The sequence below is a fragment of the Streptomyces sp. NPDC059785 genome (assembly GCF_042732375.1).
GTDB lineage: Bacteria > Actinomycetota > Actinomycetes > Streptomycetales > Streptomycetaceae > Streptomyces.
The window spans coordinates 38,957-57,363 of sequence record NZ_JBHWHV010000039.1 but is presented as its reverse complement, the minus strand read 5'-3'; the positions used below and the strand labels follow the sequence as shown (position 1 = coordinate 57,363).

The window sequence follows — 18,407 nt, the reverse complement described above, 5'->3', positions numbered from 1 at the left end:
GTCTACCCCGTACCGGCGGGACATCCGGTTACACATGTACGTGGGGACTCTGTCCTTCGATCTCCTCCTCGGCGACGTACGGTCTCTGAAGGAGAAACGCTCCGTCGTCCGCCCGATCGTGGCCGAACTCCAGCGGAAGTACGCGGTGAGCGCGGCGGAGGTCGACCATATGGATCTCCACCGCAGGGCCGGTATCGGCCTGGCGGTGGTGTCCGCGGACGCCGGGCACCTGACCGACGTCCTGGACCGGTGCGAACGGCTCGTCGCCGCTCGCCCGGAGGTGGAGCTGCTGTCCGTGCGGCGGCGGTTCCACGGCGAAGACGACGATTGAGCGTACGGCGGCACGACCGGCCGTACACAGAACAGCAAGAAAGAGGGAGACGGACCAGTGGCCGACAACGCGCGGGCGAAAAGGCTGGCGGACCTCATCCGAGAGGTGGTGGCCCAGAAGCTCCAGCGCGGGATCAAGGACCCGCGGCTCGGTTCGCATGTGACCATCACGGACACCCGGGTCACCGGAGACCTGCGGGAGGCGACCGTCTTCTACACGGTGTACGGGGACGACGAGGAGCGCGCGGCGGCCGCCGCGGGCCTGGAGAGCGCCAAGGGCGTGCTCCGCTCGGCGGTCGGCGCGGCGGCGGGCGTGAAGTTCACCCCGACCCTGACCTTCGTCGCGGACGCCCTGCCGGACACCGCCAAGAACATCGAGGACCTGCTCGACCGGGCGCGTGCCTCGGACGCCAAGGTCCGCGAGTCCTCCGCCGGTGCGAAGTTCGCCGGTGAGGCGGACCCGTACCGCAAGCCGGGCGAGGACGACGAGGACGACGCCGCGGAATGACGCAGAACCACAGGACGCCCGACGGGCTTGTCGTCGTAGACAAGCCGTCGGGCTTCACTTCGCACGACGTGGTCGCCAAGATGCGCGGGATCGCGAAGACCCGCCGCGTCGGACACGCCGGCACGCTCGACCCCATGGCCACGGGCGTCCTCGTCCTCGGCGTCGAACGGGCGACCAAGCTCCTCGGCCACCTCGCCCTGACCGAGAAGGAGTACCTCGGCACCGTCCGGCTCGGCCAGAACACGCTGACGGACGACGCCGAGGGCGAACTCACGTCCTCGGCCGACGCCTCCGGTGTCACCCGGGACGCGATCGACGCCGCCGTCGCCAAGCTCACCGGCGACATCATGCAGGTGCCGTCCAAGGTCAGCGCCATCAAGATCAACGGCGTGCGCTCGTACAAGCGGGCCCGCGAGGGCGAGGACTTCGACATCCCGGCCCGCCCGGTGACCGTCTCGTCCTTCACGGTCTACGACGTCCGGGACGCCGTCGCCGAGGACGGCACCCCCGTGCTCGACCTCGTCGTCTCGGTGGTCTGCTCCTCGGGCACCTACATCCGGGCGCTCGCCCGTGACCTCGGCGCCGACCTGGGCGTCGGCGGCCATCTCACCGCGCTGCGCCGCACCCGCGTCGGGCCGTACCGGCTGGACACGGCGAAGACCCTGGACCAGCTCCAGGAGGAGCTGACCGTGATGCCCGTCGCCGAGGCCGCGACCGCCGCGTTCCCCCGCTGGGACGTGGACGACAAGCGCGGCCGGCTGCTGCTGAACGGCGTACGGCTCGAGATGCCCGAGGAGTACGCGGGCGCGGGCGCCGTGGCCGTCTTCGATCCCTCGGGGCGCTTCCTGGCGCTGGTGGAGGAGCAGAAGGGGAAGGCGAAGAGCCTGGCCGTCTTCGGCTGAGCCGGTGCGCGGTGCGCGGTGCGCGGTGCGCGGTGTGCGGTGCGCGCCCGCCGCGTACCCGTCGGCTCCGGCGAGTGCCCGTCGAGCGGCGACGAGGCGAGTGCCCGTGGAGCGGCGATCACGGGGATGGTCCTGGTCGCCGCTCCACGGTCCCCCCTCGGTTCCCCCATCCAAGGGTGTATCCATCCGTCCTGGTTCATTCACCCCTTCGGGCAGGCGCTCGGAGTGAACCGGGGGAGCGGAAGGGGGCGCGTTCACCACGCGATCTGTCCCGCTGATCATCGTGTCCCTACCGTCGGGAACGGAACGAGGCGTACGGCGGCGGAGGTTCGACCATGGCGGGACGGGGGCCGCGGACCGCGGGCCGGCAGGGGCCGGACGGCGGGCGGGAGGCCGCACGTGAAGCCGACCGTGAGGCCGCACGTGACGCGTCCCTGGTGCAGGTCCGCGACCTGGCGGGACGCCCGCGCGGCACCGGGTTCGCCGCCGACCACCACGGCACCGTCGTCACCGCCCACGAGACGGTCGACGGCCTGGCCCGCCTCGTCCTGCACACCGCCGACGGCCGGGCCTGCGTGGTCCGCGCGGACGCCGTCACCGCCCTGCCCGAGGCCGGTCTCGCCCTCCTACAAGCCCCGGATCTCGCGCTCGTCCCGCTGCCTGTCACCGTCCGGGACCGCGTCGGCACCGGCGCCTACGTACGGATCGCCGCGGGCGGCTGGCGCGAGGCGCGGGTTCTGGAGACCACGACGGTGACGTACGCGGCGACGGACCGCTTCCACGTCGTCGACGGAGCCCTGGAGCTGGCCATCGGCACGGCCGGGGCGGACGCGCTGCGGCTGGGCGGCGGAGCGGCCGGGGGACCGGTGGTCGACCCGTCCACCGGTGCGGTCATCGGGGTGCTCGGCACGGCGCTGCACGCGGAGCGGCGGTCGCCGGGGCTGGCTGTGCCGCTGCGCGCCTCCGCCGACGGCCCGCTCGCCGAACTGCTGGCACGCAACGCGGCCACGGTGCCCGCGTACGGAGCCGATCTCAATCCCGCGGGCGTGCTCGAGCTCACCGCCCTGTCCGTGGGATCGGAAGGGCCGGTGGCAGGGGGACCGGTATCCGGTGGGGGATCCGGTGCGAGCTTCGTGGCGCCTACTGTGCCCGGCCCGTTCCTGTCCACGGGAGGAGAGGGGGAGGGCGAAGGGGAAGGTCCGGGGAGGTGCCGGAGCGGCTTCGGGAGCGTGCGCTTCGGTGCCTGTTCTCCGGTGGCGGCACGTCCCGGGGTGATCCGTGAACTGACGGCCTTCGAGACCGGGGACGCGGTGGTGCTGGGGCTCGTCGGGCCGCCCGGCAGCGGCCGTACGACGGAGCTTGCGGCCTGCGCCGCACGGCGGGCCGCCGGGCCGGAACCGGCGCCCACCCTGTGGCTGCGCGGCGCCGACCTCCTCGCGACGGACGGCTCGGTGGGCGACGCGGCGGCGCGGGCGCTGGAGCGGGCGGGCCGGATCGTGGCCGCCTCCGCGAACGGGCGGCCGGGCCAGGGCGGGGACCGGTCGGGGGAGTACGGGGACCGGCCGGGGGAGTACGCCGCGGCCGACCTGCTGCCACCGTGCGGCTACGGAGGCGAACTGGGCGACATCGGTCCCGAACGGGTGGCCCGGCTCGCCCGCGCCGCCGGGCGCCCCCTGCTGCTCCTCCTCGACGGACCCGAGGAGATGCCGCCCGTGCTCGCGCATCATCTGGCCGAGTGGAGCGAGGGCACGGCCGCGTGGCTGCGCGCGAACGGCGCCCGGCTCGTCGTGTCCTGCCGCGCGGAGTACTGGGAACAGGCGGGGGCGTACTTTCCGCGGGGGCTGCTGCACGGCGAAGGCGCGGGGGACGCGGGGGACGCGGGGGATGCGGGGGATGCGGGGGATGCGGGGGAGGGATCGGCCGGGTCGGGGCCGGTCGGGCAGTCCTCCGGACTCCTTTCCGGACTTTCTCCCGGGCTCCCTTCCGGACTTTCTCCCGGGCTCCCTTCCGGACTTTCTCCCGGATTCCCTTCCGGATTCCCTTCCGGGCTGCCCGCCTGTGTGTGGGTCGGTGATCTGGACGAGGAGGCGGCGCGGCGGGTCCGGGAGCACTACGGCATTCCCGGCGGTGATCTGCCGGACGCCGACGCCCGGCACCCGCTGACCCTGCGCCTGCTCGCCGACGTCCGGGCGGCGCTGCCCGGCACGGCGCCCGGGGTGCCGGTGGGACGGGCGGGCCGTGACGAGGTCTTCGCGGCCCACCTGGACCTGATGTGCCTGCGGATCGCGGTCCGGCTCGCGGCGGCGAACGGGCTGCGCGGCACGGCCGTACGGCGGCTGGCCGCGCGGGTCTGCGGCCAGGTGCACGAGGCCGCGCGGCGCTGCCTCGGGCCCGGGCACGGCGAGCTGGACCGGGAGGCCTTCGAGTCCGTCTTCCCCTGGGGCACTCCGCGGGACGGCCGGCTCGGCTCCGTCCACGGCTGGGCCTCCGCCGTGCTCACGGAGGGTCTGCTGGTCCCGGCGGGGCACGGATACCGCTTCGCCCACGAGGAGTTCGCCGACTGGATCCAGGGCACGCACCTCGACCTGGACGCCGCCCTGTACGGCCTCGTCCACCGGGACCGGGAACTCCCGGCGGAGGCGGTGGACGCCGGTCCGCCGCCGTTCCGGCCGGGAGCGGGTGCCGGCTCCGCGGGTGCGGGAGCCGGCTCCGTACGGCGGCGCCGTGGGCGGGCCGTGCGGCGGGGCGGCGGGGAGCCGTCCCGGCGCGGGCTCCCCGTCCCGCGGCACCGGACCGGCCCCGTCGTCCAGGCCCTGCTGCTTCTCGACCGGCAGCGCGGTGCCGCCGGACTCGCCCCGTGCCTGGGGGAGTTGACCGAGGCGCTGGACGACCTCGGGACGGGGGCGGCCGGCCGGTCGCGCGACGCCGCCTGGTGGGCCGCACGGCTGCTCGCCGAGGTCCTGCCGCGCCTGCCGGACGCCACCGCGTACACCGGGGTGCTGCGGCTGCTCGCCGAGCGGATCACCGACTGGCGGGCCCGGGGCGCGGACGTACCGGCGGAGTTCGCCCCGCGCTTCTGGGAAGCGCTGGCGCTGTCGGAGACCGACCGGCTCGACCTGCTGCGGGTCCTCGTGGTGGCGGACGGCGCGCCTGACGAGGCGGGTGAATGTGCCGGGGGCGGTAGCGCCGAGGGAGCGGGCAGCGGGTTCGGCGGGCGTTATCTGGACGCCGTCGCGCGGATGCTCGTCGCCCGGCCGGAAGGCGTGCAGCCGCTTCTCACCGGGTGGTTCGACGACGAGCGTCCGCTGCCCGCCACCCCTGACGCGACCGTGGCGACGGCGGCGCAGGCGCTGCTGTACGCGCACCGGGGACAGGCGCTCGACGAGCTGACGGAGGCGCTCGCCGACCGCGCGCACCCCCGCGGGGACGAGCTGCTCGCCGTACTCGCGGAGGAGGAGCCGTCGGCCGTCTGCCGTGCCGTCGACCGGTGGGCGCACGACGCACGGCCCGCGCGGCAGACGGCGGCGATGGCGTACGGACTGCGTGTGGCGCCCCGGGTGCGGACCGAGGCCGACCGGTTGCTGCTGCGCTACGCGGCCCTCACCGTGCTCGGCCGCCCCGGCCACGACGCCCCGCACGGCGCGGCGCTCGCGCTGCTCGTCCGCGAACCGCAGACCCGGGCACGTCACCTGCCGCAGGCGCTGGAGCGCTTCTGCGCCGGGGATCCGCACGTGCCCGCCAGTGCGCTCGTCGCCGCGCTCGACAGCCATCCCGAGCCGGTCCTCGACGCCTTCCGCACCCGTCTCGAGCGGCCGGGCCAGGACGTGGACGGCACTCTGGACGCCCTCGCCGACGCCACCACTCCCGTACTCGCGCCGCGCGTCGCCACCCTGCTGCGGCAGGCCGTCGGGCACCGGCCCGCGGCCGCGACGCCCGTGGCCGCGTACGTCGACCGGTGCCTGGACCGGGGGAGTGCCGCCCGTGCCGTACTGCTGTCGCTGGTGACCGGGCTGCTGGACGGCGGGCCGCCGCCGCTGCGGCAGGCGCTCGCCGGTGTGCTCGCCGTGCGCGGTGGTCCGCGGTCGCAGCCGCTGCGCGGCGAGTTGCTGGAGCTGCTGCTCGCCCACGAACGCGACCCGGCGGTCCTGGAGGCCGTCGTGCGCGGGGTCGCCGCCGAGGTGGCGAGAACGGGAGGCTCCGACGCCCAGCCGGACAGCATCGAGTCGGCCAGCATCGAGTCGGACGGTACGGAGCCGGGTGGCGCGGGGTGGGACGGCGCGGTGGGCGGTACGGCGGACGACGGGGGCCGGCACGCCGGAGAGCTGGTGCGCCGGGTCGGGCTGCTGCTGGTCCGCACGCCGGCCGGCGCCACCCGCTTCGACCGCTGCCTGGTCGATCTCGCCCGCCGGGTCCCGGGCTTCGCCCCGGCGGTCGCGGGCTGGCTGACCAGCGCCCCGCGCGAGTGGTCGGCCGTGGTCGGCCCGAGCGCCCACCGGGTCATCGGCAGCCTCGCTGGCGTACGGGTCCCCGCATGAACCGCCGGATGCGGGTGGCGGCCCCCGTCCCCGGCAGAAACCGCCGGATCCGGGTGGCGGCCCCCGTCCCCGGCAGAAACCGCCGGATCCGGGTGGCGGCCCCCGTCCCCGGCAGAAACCGCCGGATCCGGATGGCGGCCCCATCCCCGGCAGAAACCGCCGGAGCCGGATGGCGACCCCGTCCCCGGCAGAAACCGCCGGGCGGTGCGGCGAGCGGTCCCTGCCGCGGCGTGCGCCCCGTCACAGCCCCCATGCCGATGCGAGCCGAGCGCACCCGGCATGGCACCCTTAGACCAGCGTTAAAAGCAACCATGGGACACCGGTTCGACGAGTTTGCGACAAGGAGCAGTCACAGTGCAGCGCTGGCGTGGCTTGGAGGACATCCCCGAGGACTGGGGACGCAGCGTCGTCACCATCGGCTCCTACGACGGCGTGCACCGCGGGCACCAGCTCATCATCAGGCATGCCGTGGCCCGCGCCCGCGAGCTGGGCGTGCCCTCCGTCGTCGTCACCTTCGACCCGCACCCGAGCGAGGTCGTGCGGCCCGGCAGCCATCCGCCGCTGCTCGCCCCGCACCACCGCCGTGCGGAGCTGGTGGCCGAGCTGGGTGTGGACGCCCTGCTGATCCTGCCCTTCACCACCGAGTTCTCGAAGCTGTCGCCCGCCGACTTCGTCGTGAAGGTGCTGGTCGACAAGTTGCACGCGAAGGCCGTCGTCGAGGGCCCGAACTTCCGCTTCGGCCACAGGGCCGCGGGCAACGTCGACTTCCTGCGCGAGCAGGGCGAGACGTACGACTTCGAGGTCGAGGTCGTGGACCTGTTCGTGACCGGGGAGGCCGGGGGCGGCGAGCCGTTCTCCTCCACCCTGACCCGGCGCCTTGTCGCCGAGGGCGACGTGGCCGGCGCCCGCGAGATCCTCGGCCGTCCGCACCGCGTCGAGGGCATCGTCGTGCGCGGCGCCCAGCGCGGCCGCGAACTGGGCTTCCCGACGGCCAACGTGGAGACCCTCCCGCACACCGCCATCCCGGCCGACGGCGTCTACGCCGGCTGGCTGCACGCCCAGGGCGAGGCGATGCCCGCCGCGATCTCCGTGGGCACGAACCCGCAGTTCGAGGGGACCGAGCGGACCGTCGAGGCGTACGCCATCGACCGTGTCGGACTCGACCTGTACGGGCTGCACGTCGCCGTCGACTTCCTCGCCTTCGTCCGCGGCCAGGCGAAGTTCGACACCCTCGAAGCGCTGCTCGAGGCGATGGCGGACGACGTGAAGCGCTCGCGGGAACTGGTCGAGGGGCACGCGGAGAAGTGAGAGCGAAGCAGTGACGGACCGTGGGTGGAGGGGGCCGTCGGCCCCCTCCACCCACGGGGTCACCGACTCTCGCGCGCCCTCGCCCAGTGGCAGGCCACCTGGGCCTCGCCGCCCCCGGACAGCACCTCCAGGTCCCGGGTGCGGCACGCGTCCGCGACCCCGGCACCGGCCGCCTCGCCGCTCGCCAGGATCTGGCAGCGGGCGTGGAAGCGGCAGCCGGACGGGATCCGGGACGGGTCGGGCGGCTCGCCGGTCAGCACGACCGGATCGCCCGGGGCCTCCGGGAGCACCGACAACAGCGCCTGGGTGTACGGGTGGCGCGGCGCGGTGAGGACCTGCTCGACCTCGCCGGTCTCCACGATCCGGCCGAGGTACATCACCGCGACCCGGTCGGCGATGTTCCAGGCGAGCCCCAGGTCGTGCGTCACCACCAGGGCGGACAGGCCGAGTTCGGCGCGCAGCCGCAGCAGCAGCGCCAGGATCTCGCCTCGTACCGAGGCGTCCAGGGACGCCACCGGCTCGTCGGCGACGATGAGTTCGGGTTCGAGGACCAGCGCGCCCGCGATCACCACGCGCTGCCGCTGACCGCCGGACAGCTCGTGCGGATAGCGCAGGAAGAACCGCTCCGGGGGCCGCAGCCCGGCCCGGGACAGCGCCTCGGCGACCGCCGTCCGCTCGTCGCCCCCGTACCCGTGGATGCGCAGCCCCTCCGCCACCGCGTCGTACACGGTGTGCCGGGGGTTGAGCGAGCCGCTGGGATCCTGAAGGACCAGTTGGACACGCTTGCGGTACGCCTTCAGGGCGCGGGAGGCGTAGTCGAGGGGCTTGCCGTCAAAGGTGACACGGCCGCCGGTCGGCGGTACGAGGCCCAGCAGGGAGCGGGCCAGGGTCGTCTTGCCGCAGCCGGACTCGCCGACCAGCGCGACGATCTCGCCGGGCCTGATGTCCAGGTCGACCCCGTCGACCGCCCGCGCGACGGCCGCGCCGTGCCGCCCGGGGAACGCGATGCGCAGGCCCTGGGCGCTGAGCAGAGGTGCGGCCGCGGGGGCGGGCTCGGCGTTGGGGGCGGGGCTTGTGTTGGGGGCGGTGGGTGCGGTGGGCTCGTTGGGCGCGGCGGGCTCGGGTGCGGGCGCGGGCTCGGGCTCGGGTGCGGGCTTGCTGGTTGCGCCGCTTGCGCCGGGAGCGTCGCTTGCGTTGGTTGCGCCGGGCTCGTCGGGTGCGTCGGGCTCGGCGGGCTCGGGTGCGGGCTTGCTGGTTGCGCCGGGCTCGCCGGTGGCGCCGCTTGCGGTGGCTGCGCCGGGCACGTCGGGCGTGCTGCTTGCACCGGGTGTGCCGACTGCGTCGGCTGCGGAGGGCGTGCCGACTGCGTCGGGCTCGCCGGTTGCGCCGCTCGCGCCGGGAGCGTCGCTTGCGTTGGTTGCGCCGGGCTCGTCGGTGGCGCCGCTTGCGTCGGCTGCGCCGGGCTCGCTCTTTGCGTCGGGCGCGTCGGGCTCGTCGGGCGCGTCGGGCGCGCCGGATGCGTCGGGCGCGCCGGGCTCGCCGAGCGTGCCGGGCGTGCCGGGCCCGCCGGTCGGGCCGGACGCGTCAGGTGAGGTCGTCATGCGGTGCTCCTCGCGTCGTCCGTCGCCGGGGCCGGGCGCTCCGCGGCCGGACGGTCGGTGCCCGTGCCCGTGCCCGTGCCCGTGCCCGTGCCCGTGCCCACGTGTACGCACGCCGCCCAGCGGGCCGGGCCCGCCTCGCGCGGGGCCGGGTCCTCGGTGGCGCAGGAGTCGAGGGCGACCGGGCAGCGCGGGTGGAAGGTGCAGCCGCCCGGCAGGTCGGCCGGGTCCGGCGGGTCGCCCGGCAGACCGCGCGGCGCGAACCGGGACGCCGCGTCGCCGATCCGCGGGAACGCGGCCGACAGCGCCCGCCCGTAAGGGTGGCGGGCGTCCTCGTACACCTGCTGGGCCGGGCCCTCCTCGACCACGCGGCCCGCGTACATCACCGCGAGCCGGTCGCAGGTGTCGGCGAGCACCGCGAGGTCGTGGCTGATCATGATCAGGCCGAGTTCCTGCTCGGTGACCAGCTCTTCGAGGAGGCGGAGGATCTGCGCCTGGATCATCACGTCGAGGGCGGTGGTCGGCTCGTCCGCGATGATCAGGCTCGGGTCGCAGGCGAGCGCCATGGCGATCATCACGCGCTGGCGCTGGCCGCCGGAGAGTTCGTGCGGGTAGGCGTCCGCGCGGGCGGCGGGCAGTCCGACGTGTTCGAGGAGCTCGCCGGTCCTGCGCTTCGCGCCCGCCGCGGTCGCCTTCCGGTGCAGCAGGATCGGCTCGGCGATCTGGTCGCCGATGCGGTGCACCGCGTTGAGCGAGTGCATCGCGCCCTGGAAGACGATCGAGGCGCCCGCCCAGCGCACCGCGCGCACCCGCCCCCACTTCATCGTCAGCACGTCCTCGCCCTGGAGCAGGATCTCCCCGCTGACGCGGGTCCCGGCGGGCAGCAGCCGCAGCAGCGCGAGCGCCAGCGTGGACTTGCCGCAGCCGGACTCCCCGGCGATGCCGAGCTTCTGGCCGGCCTCCAGGGTGAGGTCCACCCCGCGCACGGCGGCCGCCCCGCCGGCGTAGGTGACCCGCAGGTCACGGACGTCGAGCAGGTTCATTTGGCCACCCCCAGCCTGGGGTTGAGGACGGATTCCACGGCGCGGCCGCAGAGCGTGAACGCGAGCGCGACGACGGCGATCGCGACACCCGGCGGCACCAGGTACCACCAGTCGCCCGCGCTGACCGCGCCCGCCTCCCGCGCGTCCTGGAGCAGCCCGCCCCACGACACGATCGTGGCGTCGCCGAGGCCGAGGAAGGCGAGCGTCGCCTCGGCGAGGATCGCCGAGGAGATGATGAGCGTCGTCTGCGCGAGCACCAGCGGCATCACGTTGGGCAGGACGTGCCGGGACATGATGTGCCAGTGCCCGCCGCCGAGCGCCTTGGCGCGCTCGATGTACGGCCGGGACTCCACCGCGAGGGTCTGCGCGCGCACCAGCCGCGCGGTCGTCGGCCAGGTGGTGACGCCGATCGCCAGGATGATCGTGCTCAGCGAGCGGGACATGACGGTGGCGAGCGCGATGGCGAGCACCAGCGTCGGCATCACCAGGAACCAGTCAGTGATGCGCATGATCACCGTGGCGTACCAGCCGCGGAAATGCCCCGCCGTGATGCCGATGAGCGCCCCGATCGCCACGGACAGGACGGCGGCCAGCAGGCCGACGAGGAGCGAGACGCGGGAGCCCCACACCAACAGGCCCAGCAGATCGCGCCCGAACTGGTCGGTGCCGAGCGGGAATCGACCGCTCGGGCTCTCCATCGGGCCGCCCGGCGCGTCGGTCACGTTCTGCACGTCGGCGCCGACGGTCAGCGGCGCGGTCAGCGCGACGAGCGCGAAGAGGACCAGCGCGGCCAGGCCGAAGACACCGGCGTGGTGCGAGCGGTACTGCTTCCAGAAGCGGGCGGCGGAGTGGCGGCGGCGCTGCCAGGCCAGGGCACGGGGGCTCTTCGCAGGCGCGAGCGCGGGCGCGGGGGCAGAAGCGGGCGCGGGCACAGGCGCAGGTCCGCCCTGCCCGGACACCTTGCCGCCGGTGCTGCCGCTGCTGCCAGTGCTGTCGGTGTTCTCGGTGTTCTCGGTCGCTTTCGCCCCGTCGGGCTCGATCGTGGTCATCGGCCCACCCGGGGGTCGAGCAGCGGATAGATCAGATCGGCCAGCGTGTTCATCACGATCACCGCCGACGCGAAGATGAAGAACAGCCCCTGTACGAGGGGCAGATCGGGCACGCTCAGCGCCTGGTAGAACAGCCCGCCGAGGCCCGGCCAGGAGAACACCGTCTCGACCAGGATCACGCCCGCGACCGTCCGCCCGAGGTTGACGAAGATCAGCGTGACGGTCGGCAGCAGCGCGTTGGGCACCGCGTGCCGGCGGCGTACGAGATCGTCGCGCAGGCCCTTGGCGCGGGCGGTGGTCAGATAGTCGCTGCCCATCTCGTCGAGCAGCGCCGAGCGCGTCACGAGCAGCGTCTGCCCGTACTCGACCGCGACCAGGGTGATCACCGGCAGGATCAGATGGTGGGCGACGTCGAGCACGTAGGCGAAGCCCTCCTCGCCGCCCGACTCCATGCCGCCGGTCGGGAAGAGCCCCGGGATCGGGCCCATGCCCACCGAGAAGACGATGATCAGCAGCAGTCCGAGCCAGAACGACGGGATCGAGTACAGGGTCAGCGCAAGACCGGTGTTGAGCCGGTCGCCGAGCCGGCCATTGCGCCAGGCGGAGCGGGTGCCGAGGACTATGCCGAGCGCGGTGTAGAGGACGAAGGCCGTGCCGGTCAGCAGCAGCGTGTGCGGCAGCGCCTCGGTGATCTTGTCGATGACGGGCGCCCGGAACTGGTACGACGTGCCGAGATCGCCGGTCAGCGCCTTGCCGCAGTAGTCCGTGAACTGCTGCCACATCGGCAAATCGAGCCCGAACTCCTTGCGGTAGACGGCGAGTTGTTCCGCCGACACCTGACGGCCGCCGGTCATGTACTTCACCGGGTCGCCCGGGATCAGCCGGAAGAGGAAGAAGCTGGTGACGAGGACGGCGAGCAGCGAGACGGCCGCGCCGCCCAGCTTGCCCGCCACGTACCGCAGATACGCGGTTCTGGTGCGCGCCCGTGGTCCGCGGGCCGACGGCCCGGCATCGGCCGGACCGCCGGTCTCCTCGACCAGCGAGGGTGTTGCCTCAGCGGTCATGAACTACTCATCCGTTCGACGGAGTGTGCGTGCGCCGCTCGCGGTACACGGCGGTACGCGGCGACGGCGTTCCGCGTGCGCCGTTCGCGCTGGTCGCACTGTGTGCGCTACTCGCGGTCCTCGGCGGTCGAGCGGCGGCGCAGCGCGAAGAAGGCTCCCGCGCCCGCGAGCACGACGACGCCCGCCACGATGCCGATGACGACACCGGCCGAACCCGAACCGCCGGAGGAGTCACCGTCGGAGGCGGCCGGCACGGCCGACCACCAGCTCCAGTAGCCGTCCTGCCCGTAGATGTTGCCCGCGGCCTCCGGCATGGTGGTGATCGACTTGATCTGGTCGGTGCGGTACGCCTCGACCGCGTTCGGGTACGCCATGACGTTCATGTACCCGGTGTCGTACAGCCGCGACTCCATCTGCTTGACGATGTCCGCCCGCTTGGCGGGGTCGTATTCGGCGAGCTGCTTCGTGTAGAGGTCGTCGAACCGCTTGTCGCAGATGAAGTTGTCGGTCGCGCCGGTGTCCTTCGGGGTCGCCGGGAGCGCGCCGCAGGTCTGGATCGACAGCAGGAAGTCGGGGTCGGGGTTGGCGGACCAGCCGTCGAAGGCGAGGTCGTACTCGCCGGCGAGCCAGGGGTCGGTCACGTTGTCCAGGCAGTCGAGCGTGAGCCCGATGCCCAGCTCGCCCCACCACTCCTTGAGGTACTTGCCGACCGCCTTGTCGTTCGGATCGGTGGCGTGGCACAGCATCCGGTAGTTCAGCGGCTTGCCGTCCTTGCCGACGCGCTTGCCGTCCGCATTCTTCTTGTAGCCCGCCTCGTCGAGGAGCCTGGCCGCCTCGGCGGTGTCGTACGAGAGTTTCTGGCTGTCCGAGGGCTGCCATGCGTACGTCGAGAAGCGCGGCGGGATGTAGCCCGCGCCCTCCACGGCGTAGCCCTGGTAGACCTTGTCGACGAGGGCCTTGCGGTCGACCGCCTTGAAGAGGGCCTGGCGCACCTTCTGGTTCTGGAGCGACTTGTCGCCGTTGCCGAAGGTCTCGCCGTTCTTCGCCTTGGCGCCCGGGTTGACGGCGATGGCGTAGAAGCGGCGGCCCGGCGCGTTGTTGACCTTGATGTCCGGCTGGTTCTTGAGCGCGGCGGCCTGCGCGGGCGTCAGGTTGAAGGTGAAGGAGACCTCACCCTTCTGGAGCGCGGCGACGGCGGCGTCGTTGTCCTTGTAGTACTTGAAGACCAGCTCGTCGAACTTGGGGGTACCGCGCCAGAAGCCCTTGTTGGGCTTCAGCCGCACGTAGCTGTCGGGCTTGTAGTCCGTCAGCACGAACGGACCGTTGCCGACGATCGGGAAGGTCTTGTCGTTGTTGAACTTCGAGAAGTCGCCGACCTTCTCCCACACGTGCTTCGGCACGATCGGCACATCGAGCGCGGCCATCGTGGCCTGCGGCTTCTTCAGCTCGATGACCAGCTTGGTGGGGCTGGGCGCGGTGACCTTCCTGAAGTTCGTGACGAAGCTGCCGTTGGCGGTGGCGGCGCCCTCGTCGGTCATCATCTTGTTGAAGGTCCACGCCGCGTCCTCGGCGGTGGCCTGCTCGCCGTCCGACCACTTGGAGTCCGTGCGGATCGTGTAGGTCCAGGTGAGCTTGTCCGCGGAGGGTGTCCACTTGGTGGCCAGACCCGGGATCGCGTGGTCGTCCTTGGTGTCGTAATTGGTCAGGTACTCGTACATCAGCCGGTGGATGCTCGTACTGACCAGCCGTGTCGCCAGGAACGGGCTCAGTGAGTCGACGCTCTGCGCCACCGCCACGGTGAGGACCTTCTTGCCCTCGCCGTCGGCGGCCCGGGCCTGCTGCGGTGCGGGGGTGAGCGGGGTGGCGTAACCGGCCGTGAGGGTGAGCGCGGCAGTGCCGGCCAGAGCGACGAGCCGGGGCAGCCGGTGCGGTCGGCGGGGGCGCTTTCTGTTCTGCTGATCTGGTGTGTTCATGGGTCGGTGACCTCGCGTCATCGCTCGCACGGAGATGGCTTCTCGAACTGTTTGATCAGGGTTGAACGGGGTGACGCCAGCGGGTTGAAGTGTGTGTCTATCAGCGGCGGTCTCCGCGCGTCAACGGCACCTGAACCCCATGTGGCCTGCGGAAATAACGAATTGATGGGGATTTCTCGCTCATTGGTCCAGACCGGTGAAGCGCTGCTGGTGGGGGCCTGACGGTTCGTATCGTCCATGCGTACGCGGGGATTGACCAGAGGGTGTACGACGTGCGTTCCGGACGCGCGAAGGGCCCGCACCGTGGTGCACGGTGCGGGCCCTGGGGACGGTCGGACTACTGCTGCGGGGGTGGCGGCGGAGGCGGCGTCTGCTCCGGGTGCTGCGGGTAGCCGGGCGGGGCGTAATTCTGTCCCGGCTGCGGGGGATAGGGCGGCTGGCCGGGCTGGTGCGGGTACGGCTGGCCGGGGCCCGGGGGCGGCGGCGCCTGACCCGGAGCGGGCTGACCCGGAGCGGGCTGACCGGGAACCGGCTGGCCGGGCTGCTGCGGGGGATAGGGCTGCTGTCCGGGCGCGGGCTGTCCGGGGACGGGCTGGCCCGGCAGCGGCTGCGGCGGGACCTGCTGTCCCGGCAGCGGCGGCGCGGCCACCGGCGGCGGGTTGCCGTCGGACGTCCACAGACCGTGCGACTGCTGGTGGCGCGCGAAGTCCTCGGCCACCATCGCGGACAGGTTGAAGTACGCCTCCCGCACCTTCGGCCGCATCATGTCGAGGTCGACCTCGGCACCGGCGGCGAGATGCTCGTCGAACGGCACCACGACGACACCGCGGCAACGGGTCTCGAAGTGCTGGACGATGTCCTCCACCTTGATCATCTTGCCGGTCTCGCGCACCCCGGAGATGACGGTGATCGACCGCGAGACGAGGTCCGCGTACCCGTGCGCGGACAGCCAGTCCAGCGTCGTGGACGCGCTGCTCGCCCCGTCCACGGACGGCGTGGAGATGATGATGAGCTGGTCGGCGAGGTCGAGCACACCGCGCATGGCGCTGTAGAGGAGGCCGGTGCCCGAGTCGGTGAGGATGATCGGGTACTGCTTGCCGAGGACGTCGATCGCCCGCCGGTAGTCCTCGTCGTTGAACGTCGTCGACACGGCCGGGTCGACATCGTTGGCGATGATCTCCAGCCCGGAGGGCGCCTGCGACGTGAACCGCCGGATGTCCATGTACGAGTTCAGGTACGGGATCGCCTGCACGAGGTCGCGGATCGTGGCCCCGGTCTCGCGGCGGACCCGGCGCCCGAGCGTACCGGCGTCCGGGTTGGCGTCGATCGCGAGGATCTTGTCCTGCCGCTCACTGGCGAGCGTCGAACCGAGCGCCGTCGTCGTGGTCGTCTTGCCCACGCCGCCCTTGAGGCTGATCACCGCGATGCGGTAGCAGGACAGCACCGGGGTGCGGATCAGCTCCAGCTTCCGCTGCCGCTCCGCCTCCTCCTTCTTGCCGCCGAGCTTGAACCGCGCGCCGGCCGCACCCGGACGGCCGCTCTTCGCCTTCTGCTTCTTGTTGTTGAGCAGCCGGTCGGAGGACAGCTCCACCGCGGCGGTGTAACCGAGCGGCGCGGCACCGGGGTTGGTCGGCTGCCGCTGGTCGTGCTGAATGGGCTGCGGCCAGGCCGCACCGGCACGGGGGTCCGCGGCGGGGGCGGGGGCGGGCGCCGGGGGCTGCCCGTGCATCATCGGCGGCTGGCCGGCCGGCGCCGAGTGGGGGAAACCGTAAGCGGCGGTCGGGGCGGGGGTCGGGGGCTGGGCGCCGGCCGCCGGAGCGGGGGGCTGCGGCTGGGATTCGGGCGGGGGGAAGCCGTAGCCGCCCTGCGGCGGGACCGGAGCGCCCGGCTGCGGGAACCCGTAACCAGCCTGCTGCTCGGGGAGGCCGGGGGCCTGCGGGGCCGGGGGCTGGGGAGCCGGGGGCTGCGGGAAGCCGTAACCGGCGGGGGGTGTCGCCTGGGGTGCCTGCGGCGCGGGAGGTGCCGGAGGGGTGGTGTCCCAGGCGGGCGGCGCGGGCGGGGTGGGCTGCGCGGGCTGCTGGGCCTCGGGCAGCACGGGCGGCTGGAGCTGGAAGGACGTCTGCGGAGGGACGGACGTCTGCGGGGGCAGCGGGGCCTGCGGGGGCGCGGGCTGTGCCGGGTTCGCGGGGACGTCCGGGGTGGCCGGGCCGGGCGTACCAGGGGTGCCGGAGGTGTCCGGTGCGGCGGCGCCCGTCGGGGGCCACTGCGCGGCGGCGGCGGGCGCGGCCGGCTGGTACGCGGGCGGCAGCGGCGGCAGCCCGCCCTGCGGCACGGGCGGCGGGGGCGCCCAGGCGGGCGGGGGAACGAGGGCGTCGGGGAGGCCGGGGGCACCGGTGGTCGAGTCCCCGGCGGTCGAGTCCGGCACGGCGTCCTGTACGTCGGCGGTGTCGTGTACGTCGGCGGTGGCGTGTACGTCGTCGGCCCGGCGGGCTTCGTCGTCCTCGGTGGCGGCCGGGGTGTCCTGCACGTCGGCCGCCGGGGTGGTGGCGCGCGGGTCGGTGGAGCGCGGGCCGGTCCGCGGCTCCGGCTCGGCCTCGGACTGCGACTCCGGCGCGGTCTCGGGCTGGGACTGCGGCGCGGCTTCGGGCTGGGACTCGTCCCGGGCGGGAGCGTCGTCCTGAGGTGCCTTGTCCTGGTCCTGCGATGCCTCGTCCTGCGGTTCTTCGTTCCGCGGTTCTCTGCCCTCGGACGTGGCCCTCTCGGCGTCGGACGGGTCCCGGTCGGCCGGGGCGGCTTCGTCCCGCGCGTCCGCGAGGTCTGCGGCGGCGGGGTCACGGTCACCGTCGGCCGGACCGTCCGGACCGTCCGTGCCCTCCGGCTCGGCGGCATCGGCGTCACCGGTGGCATCGGCGACACGGGTGGCGTCGGCGGCGCCGGTGCTCGCGTCGGTCACCGACGGCGCGGCGACGTCACGGCCGTCGCCCGCCTCACCAGCGGTGCCCTCGCTCGACGTACCGCCGGTCGAGGTGCCGATCGATCCGCCGGTCGAGGTGCCGGTCGAGGTGCTGGACGCCTCGCTCCGCGCCGGCTCCCCGGCGTCCGTCGCGGCGGACGCCGGCTTCGCGGAGGGCGCGGCCGGAGGGTCGGCGGGCACGGCGGGCGGCTCGTCGGCCGGTGCGGCCGCGGGCACGCCGGCGGGCTGCCACGCGGCTGCCGACGCCGACGCCGCCTCGGCCAGCTCCGCGATCTCGCGCTTCAGCGAGGCGGAGGAGAAGCGCATGGTCGCGCCGCTCTCCAGATCACCGTTCCCCGGGGCGTCGCCGCTCGCGGAACCGCCGCTGCTCGCGGCGTTCGGGCCGGCGGCGGGCGGCGGGGGCGGCGGCGTCCAGCCCGACTGCTGCGGGTAGCCCCCGCCGGGCTGGTCGTAGCCACCCTGCGCGGGCGGGGCGGGCGGCGCAGGCGGCGCGGGCGTCTGCGCGTAACCCTGGGCGGGCGGGGGCGGCGGCCCGGCCGGACCACCGACCGGCGGCGGAGGCACCGCCAGGGAACCCGCCGACGGAACCGACGGCGCCGACGGGACGGAAGGAGCCGAAGGGGCGGCCGGAGCCGAAGGCGCGGCCGGTGGCGCCGGAGGGGCGTACGGGTCCGGAGCCGGTGACGGCTCCGCCGGACTGCCCGACGCGTTCTGCGTGTACCAGGCGGGCGGCGCGTAGTCGATGGTGAACTCGCCCGTCGTCTCGATGGCGGACTCCGCGTCGGACTGGTCATCGCCGGGTGTGGCCCAGCCCCCGCGGATCCCGTCCCGATCGCTGTTCACAGTTCCTCCTGGTGTGGTCGAGCACCCTCATGCCGTGCTGGGGCGACCGCTGTTGTCGTCCTGAGTCGTCCGAGTCCGCCCGGCTGTCCCCCTGGGCGCCGACGGCCCGCCGACGGGAACCGATGGCGCGCCCGGTACCAGCCTAATCACCACAAGCGCCACCAGGGCAGGCCCGTCCACCCCTCCGCGCCCGCCTGCCGTGTCACATACGGCTCATCGGGGGCGTAAGAGACCTTCACGGCCGTGCGTATAACGGGCGATTGGGGCCAACAAGTCGGAC

At 73.8% G+C, this 18,407-nt stretch carries 11 protein-coding genes; 5 read left to right on the top strand and 6 right to left on the bottom strand.

What is annotated here, in order from left to right:
- Window positions 1-34: 34 nt before the first annotated feature.
- The 5 genes from ACFV6E_RS26875 to ACFV6E_RS26855 all read left to right on the top strand — a co-directional run bounded on the left by ACFV6E_RS26875 (window position 35) and on the right by ACFV6E_RS26855 (window position 7,583).
- Window positions 35-331, top strand: a complete 297-nt coding sequence (locus tag ACFV6E_RS26875) for a DUF503 domain-containing protein (RefSeq protein WP_385177254.1) — start codon at window positions 35-37, stop codon at window positions 329-331.
- A 57-nt stretch (window positions 332-388) separates the two neighbouring features.
- Window positions 389-838, top strand: a complete 450-nt coding sequence (gene rbfA / locus ACFV6E_RS26870; protein WP_385177256.1) for a 30S ribosome-binding factor RbfA — start codon at window positions 389-391, stop codon at window positions 836-838.
- On the top strand, window positions 835-1,740 hold the full coding sequence (gene truB / locus ACFV6E_RS26865) for a tRNA pseudouridine(55) synthase TruB (RefSeq protein WP_385177257.1): 906 nt from the start codon (window positions 835-837) through the stop codon (window positions 1,738-1,740). The genes rbfA and truB overlap by 4 nt, the downstream gene beginning before the upstream one ends.
- A gap of 335 nt (window positions 1,741-2,075) precedes the next feature.
- Window positions 2,076-6,275 (top strand): trypsin-like peptidase domain-containing protein, encoded by a 4,200-nt coding sequence (locus tag ACFV6E_RS26860; RefSeq protein WP_385465121.1) that lies wholly within the window; start codon window positions 2,076-2,078, stop codon window positions 6,273-6,275.
- Between the two features lie 354 nt (window positions 6,276-6,629).
- On the top strand, window positions 6,630-7,583 hold the full coding sequence (locus tag ACFV6E_RS26855) for a bifunctional riboflavin kinase/FAD synthetase (protein ID WP_385177260.1): 954 nt from the start codon (window positions 6,630-6,632) through the stop codon (window positions 7,581-7,583).
- A gap of 59 nt (window positions 7,584-7,642) precedes the next feature.
- On the opposite strand, the gene ACFV6E_RS26850 is transcribed toward ACFV6E_RS26855, so the two are convergent.
- From ACFV6E_RS26850 to ACFV6E_RS26825, 6 genes are all read right to left on the bottom strand, one after another.
- Window positions 7,643-8,614, bottom strand: a complete 972-nt coding sequence (locus ACFV6E_RS26850; protein WP_385166335.1) for an ABC transporter ATP-binding protein — start codon at window positions 8,612-8,614, stop codon at window positions 7,643-7,645.
- Window positions 8,615-9,180: 566 nt separating this feature from the next.
- Complete coding sequence (locus ACFV6E_RS26845) at window positions 9,181-10,224, bottom strand: ABC transporter ATP-binding protein (protein ID WP_385166325.1); 1,044 nt, start codon at window positions 10,222-10,224, stop codon at window positions 9,181-9,183.
- Window positions 10,221-11,273 carry an ABC transporter permease gene (locus ACFV6E_RS26840; protein WP_385166323.1) on the bottom strand — a complete coding sequence of 351 codons (1,053 nt, stop codon included), beginning with the start codon at window positions 11,271-11,273 and terminating at the stop codon, window positions 10,221-10,223. Before ACFV6E_RS26840 ends, ACFV6E_RS26845 begins: the two co-directional genes overlap by 4 nt.
- The gene (locus tag ACFV6E_RS26835) at window positions 11,270-12,337 is read right to left on the bottom strand and encodes an ABC transporter permease (RefSeq protein ID WP_385166322.1); all 1,068 of its coding nucleotides are present in this window, start codon (window positions 12,335-12,337) and stop codon (window positions 11,270-11,272) included. Before ACFV6E_RS26835 ends, ACFV6E_RS26840 begins: the two co-directional genes overlap by 4 nt.
- Before the next feature lie 107 nt (window positions 12,338-12,444).
- Window positions 12,445-14,310, bottom strand: coding sequence for an ABC transporter substrate-binding protein (locus tag ACFV6E_RS26830; RefSeq protein ID WP_385166320.1), 1,866 nt, complete (start codon window positions 14,308-14,310; stop codon window positions 12,445-12,447).
- Between the two features lie 337 nt (window positions 14,311-14,647).
- Entirely contained in the window at window positions 14,648-18,127 is a 3,480-nt protein-coding gene (locus tag ACFV6E_RS26825; protein ID WP_385465118.1) for an SCO5717 family growth-regulating ATPase, read from the bottom strand.
- Window positions 18,128-18,407: the final 280 nt, after the last annotated feature.

What these genes read in the sequence shown, in the direction of transcription:
- ACFV6E_RS26875 (WP_385177254.1), top strand. Translation starts at nt 35, where the DNA reads ATGTACGTGGGGACTCTGTCCTTCGATCTCCTCCTCGGCGACGTACGG.
- truB (WP_385177257.1), top strand. Translation starts at nt 835, where the DNA reads ATGACGCAGAACCACAGGACGCCCGACGGGCTTGTCGTCGTAGACAAG.
- ACFV6E_RS26860 (WP_385465121.1), top strand. Translation starts at nt 2,076, where the DNA reads ATGGCGGGACGGGGGCCGCGGACCGCGGGCCGGCAGGGGCCGGACGGC.
- ACFV6E_RS26845 (WP_385166325.1), bottom strand. Translation starts at nt 10,224, where the DNA reads ATGAACCTGCTCGACGTCCGTGACCTGCGGGTCACCTACGCCGGCGGG.
- ACFV6E_RS26840 (WP_385166323.1), bottom strand. Translation starts at nt 11,273, where the DNA reads ATGACCACGATCGAGCCCGACGGGGCGAAAGCGACCGAGAACACCGAG.
- ACFV6E_RS26835 (WP_385166322.1), bottom strand. Translation starts at nt 12,337, where the DNA reads ATGACCGCTGAGGCAACACCCTCGCTGGTCGAGGAGACCGGCGGTCCG.
- ACFV6E_RS26830 (WP_385166320.1), bottom strand. Translation starts at nt 14,310, where the DNA reads ATGAACACACCAGATCAGCAGAACAGAAAGCGCCCCCGCCGACCGCAC.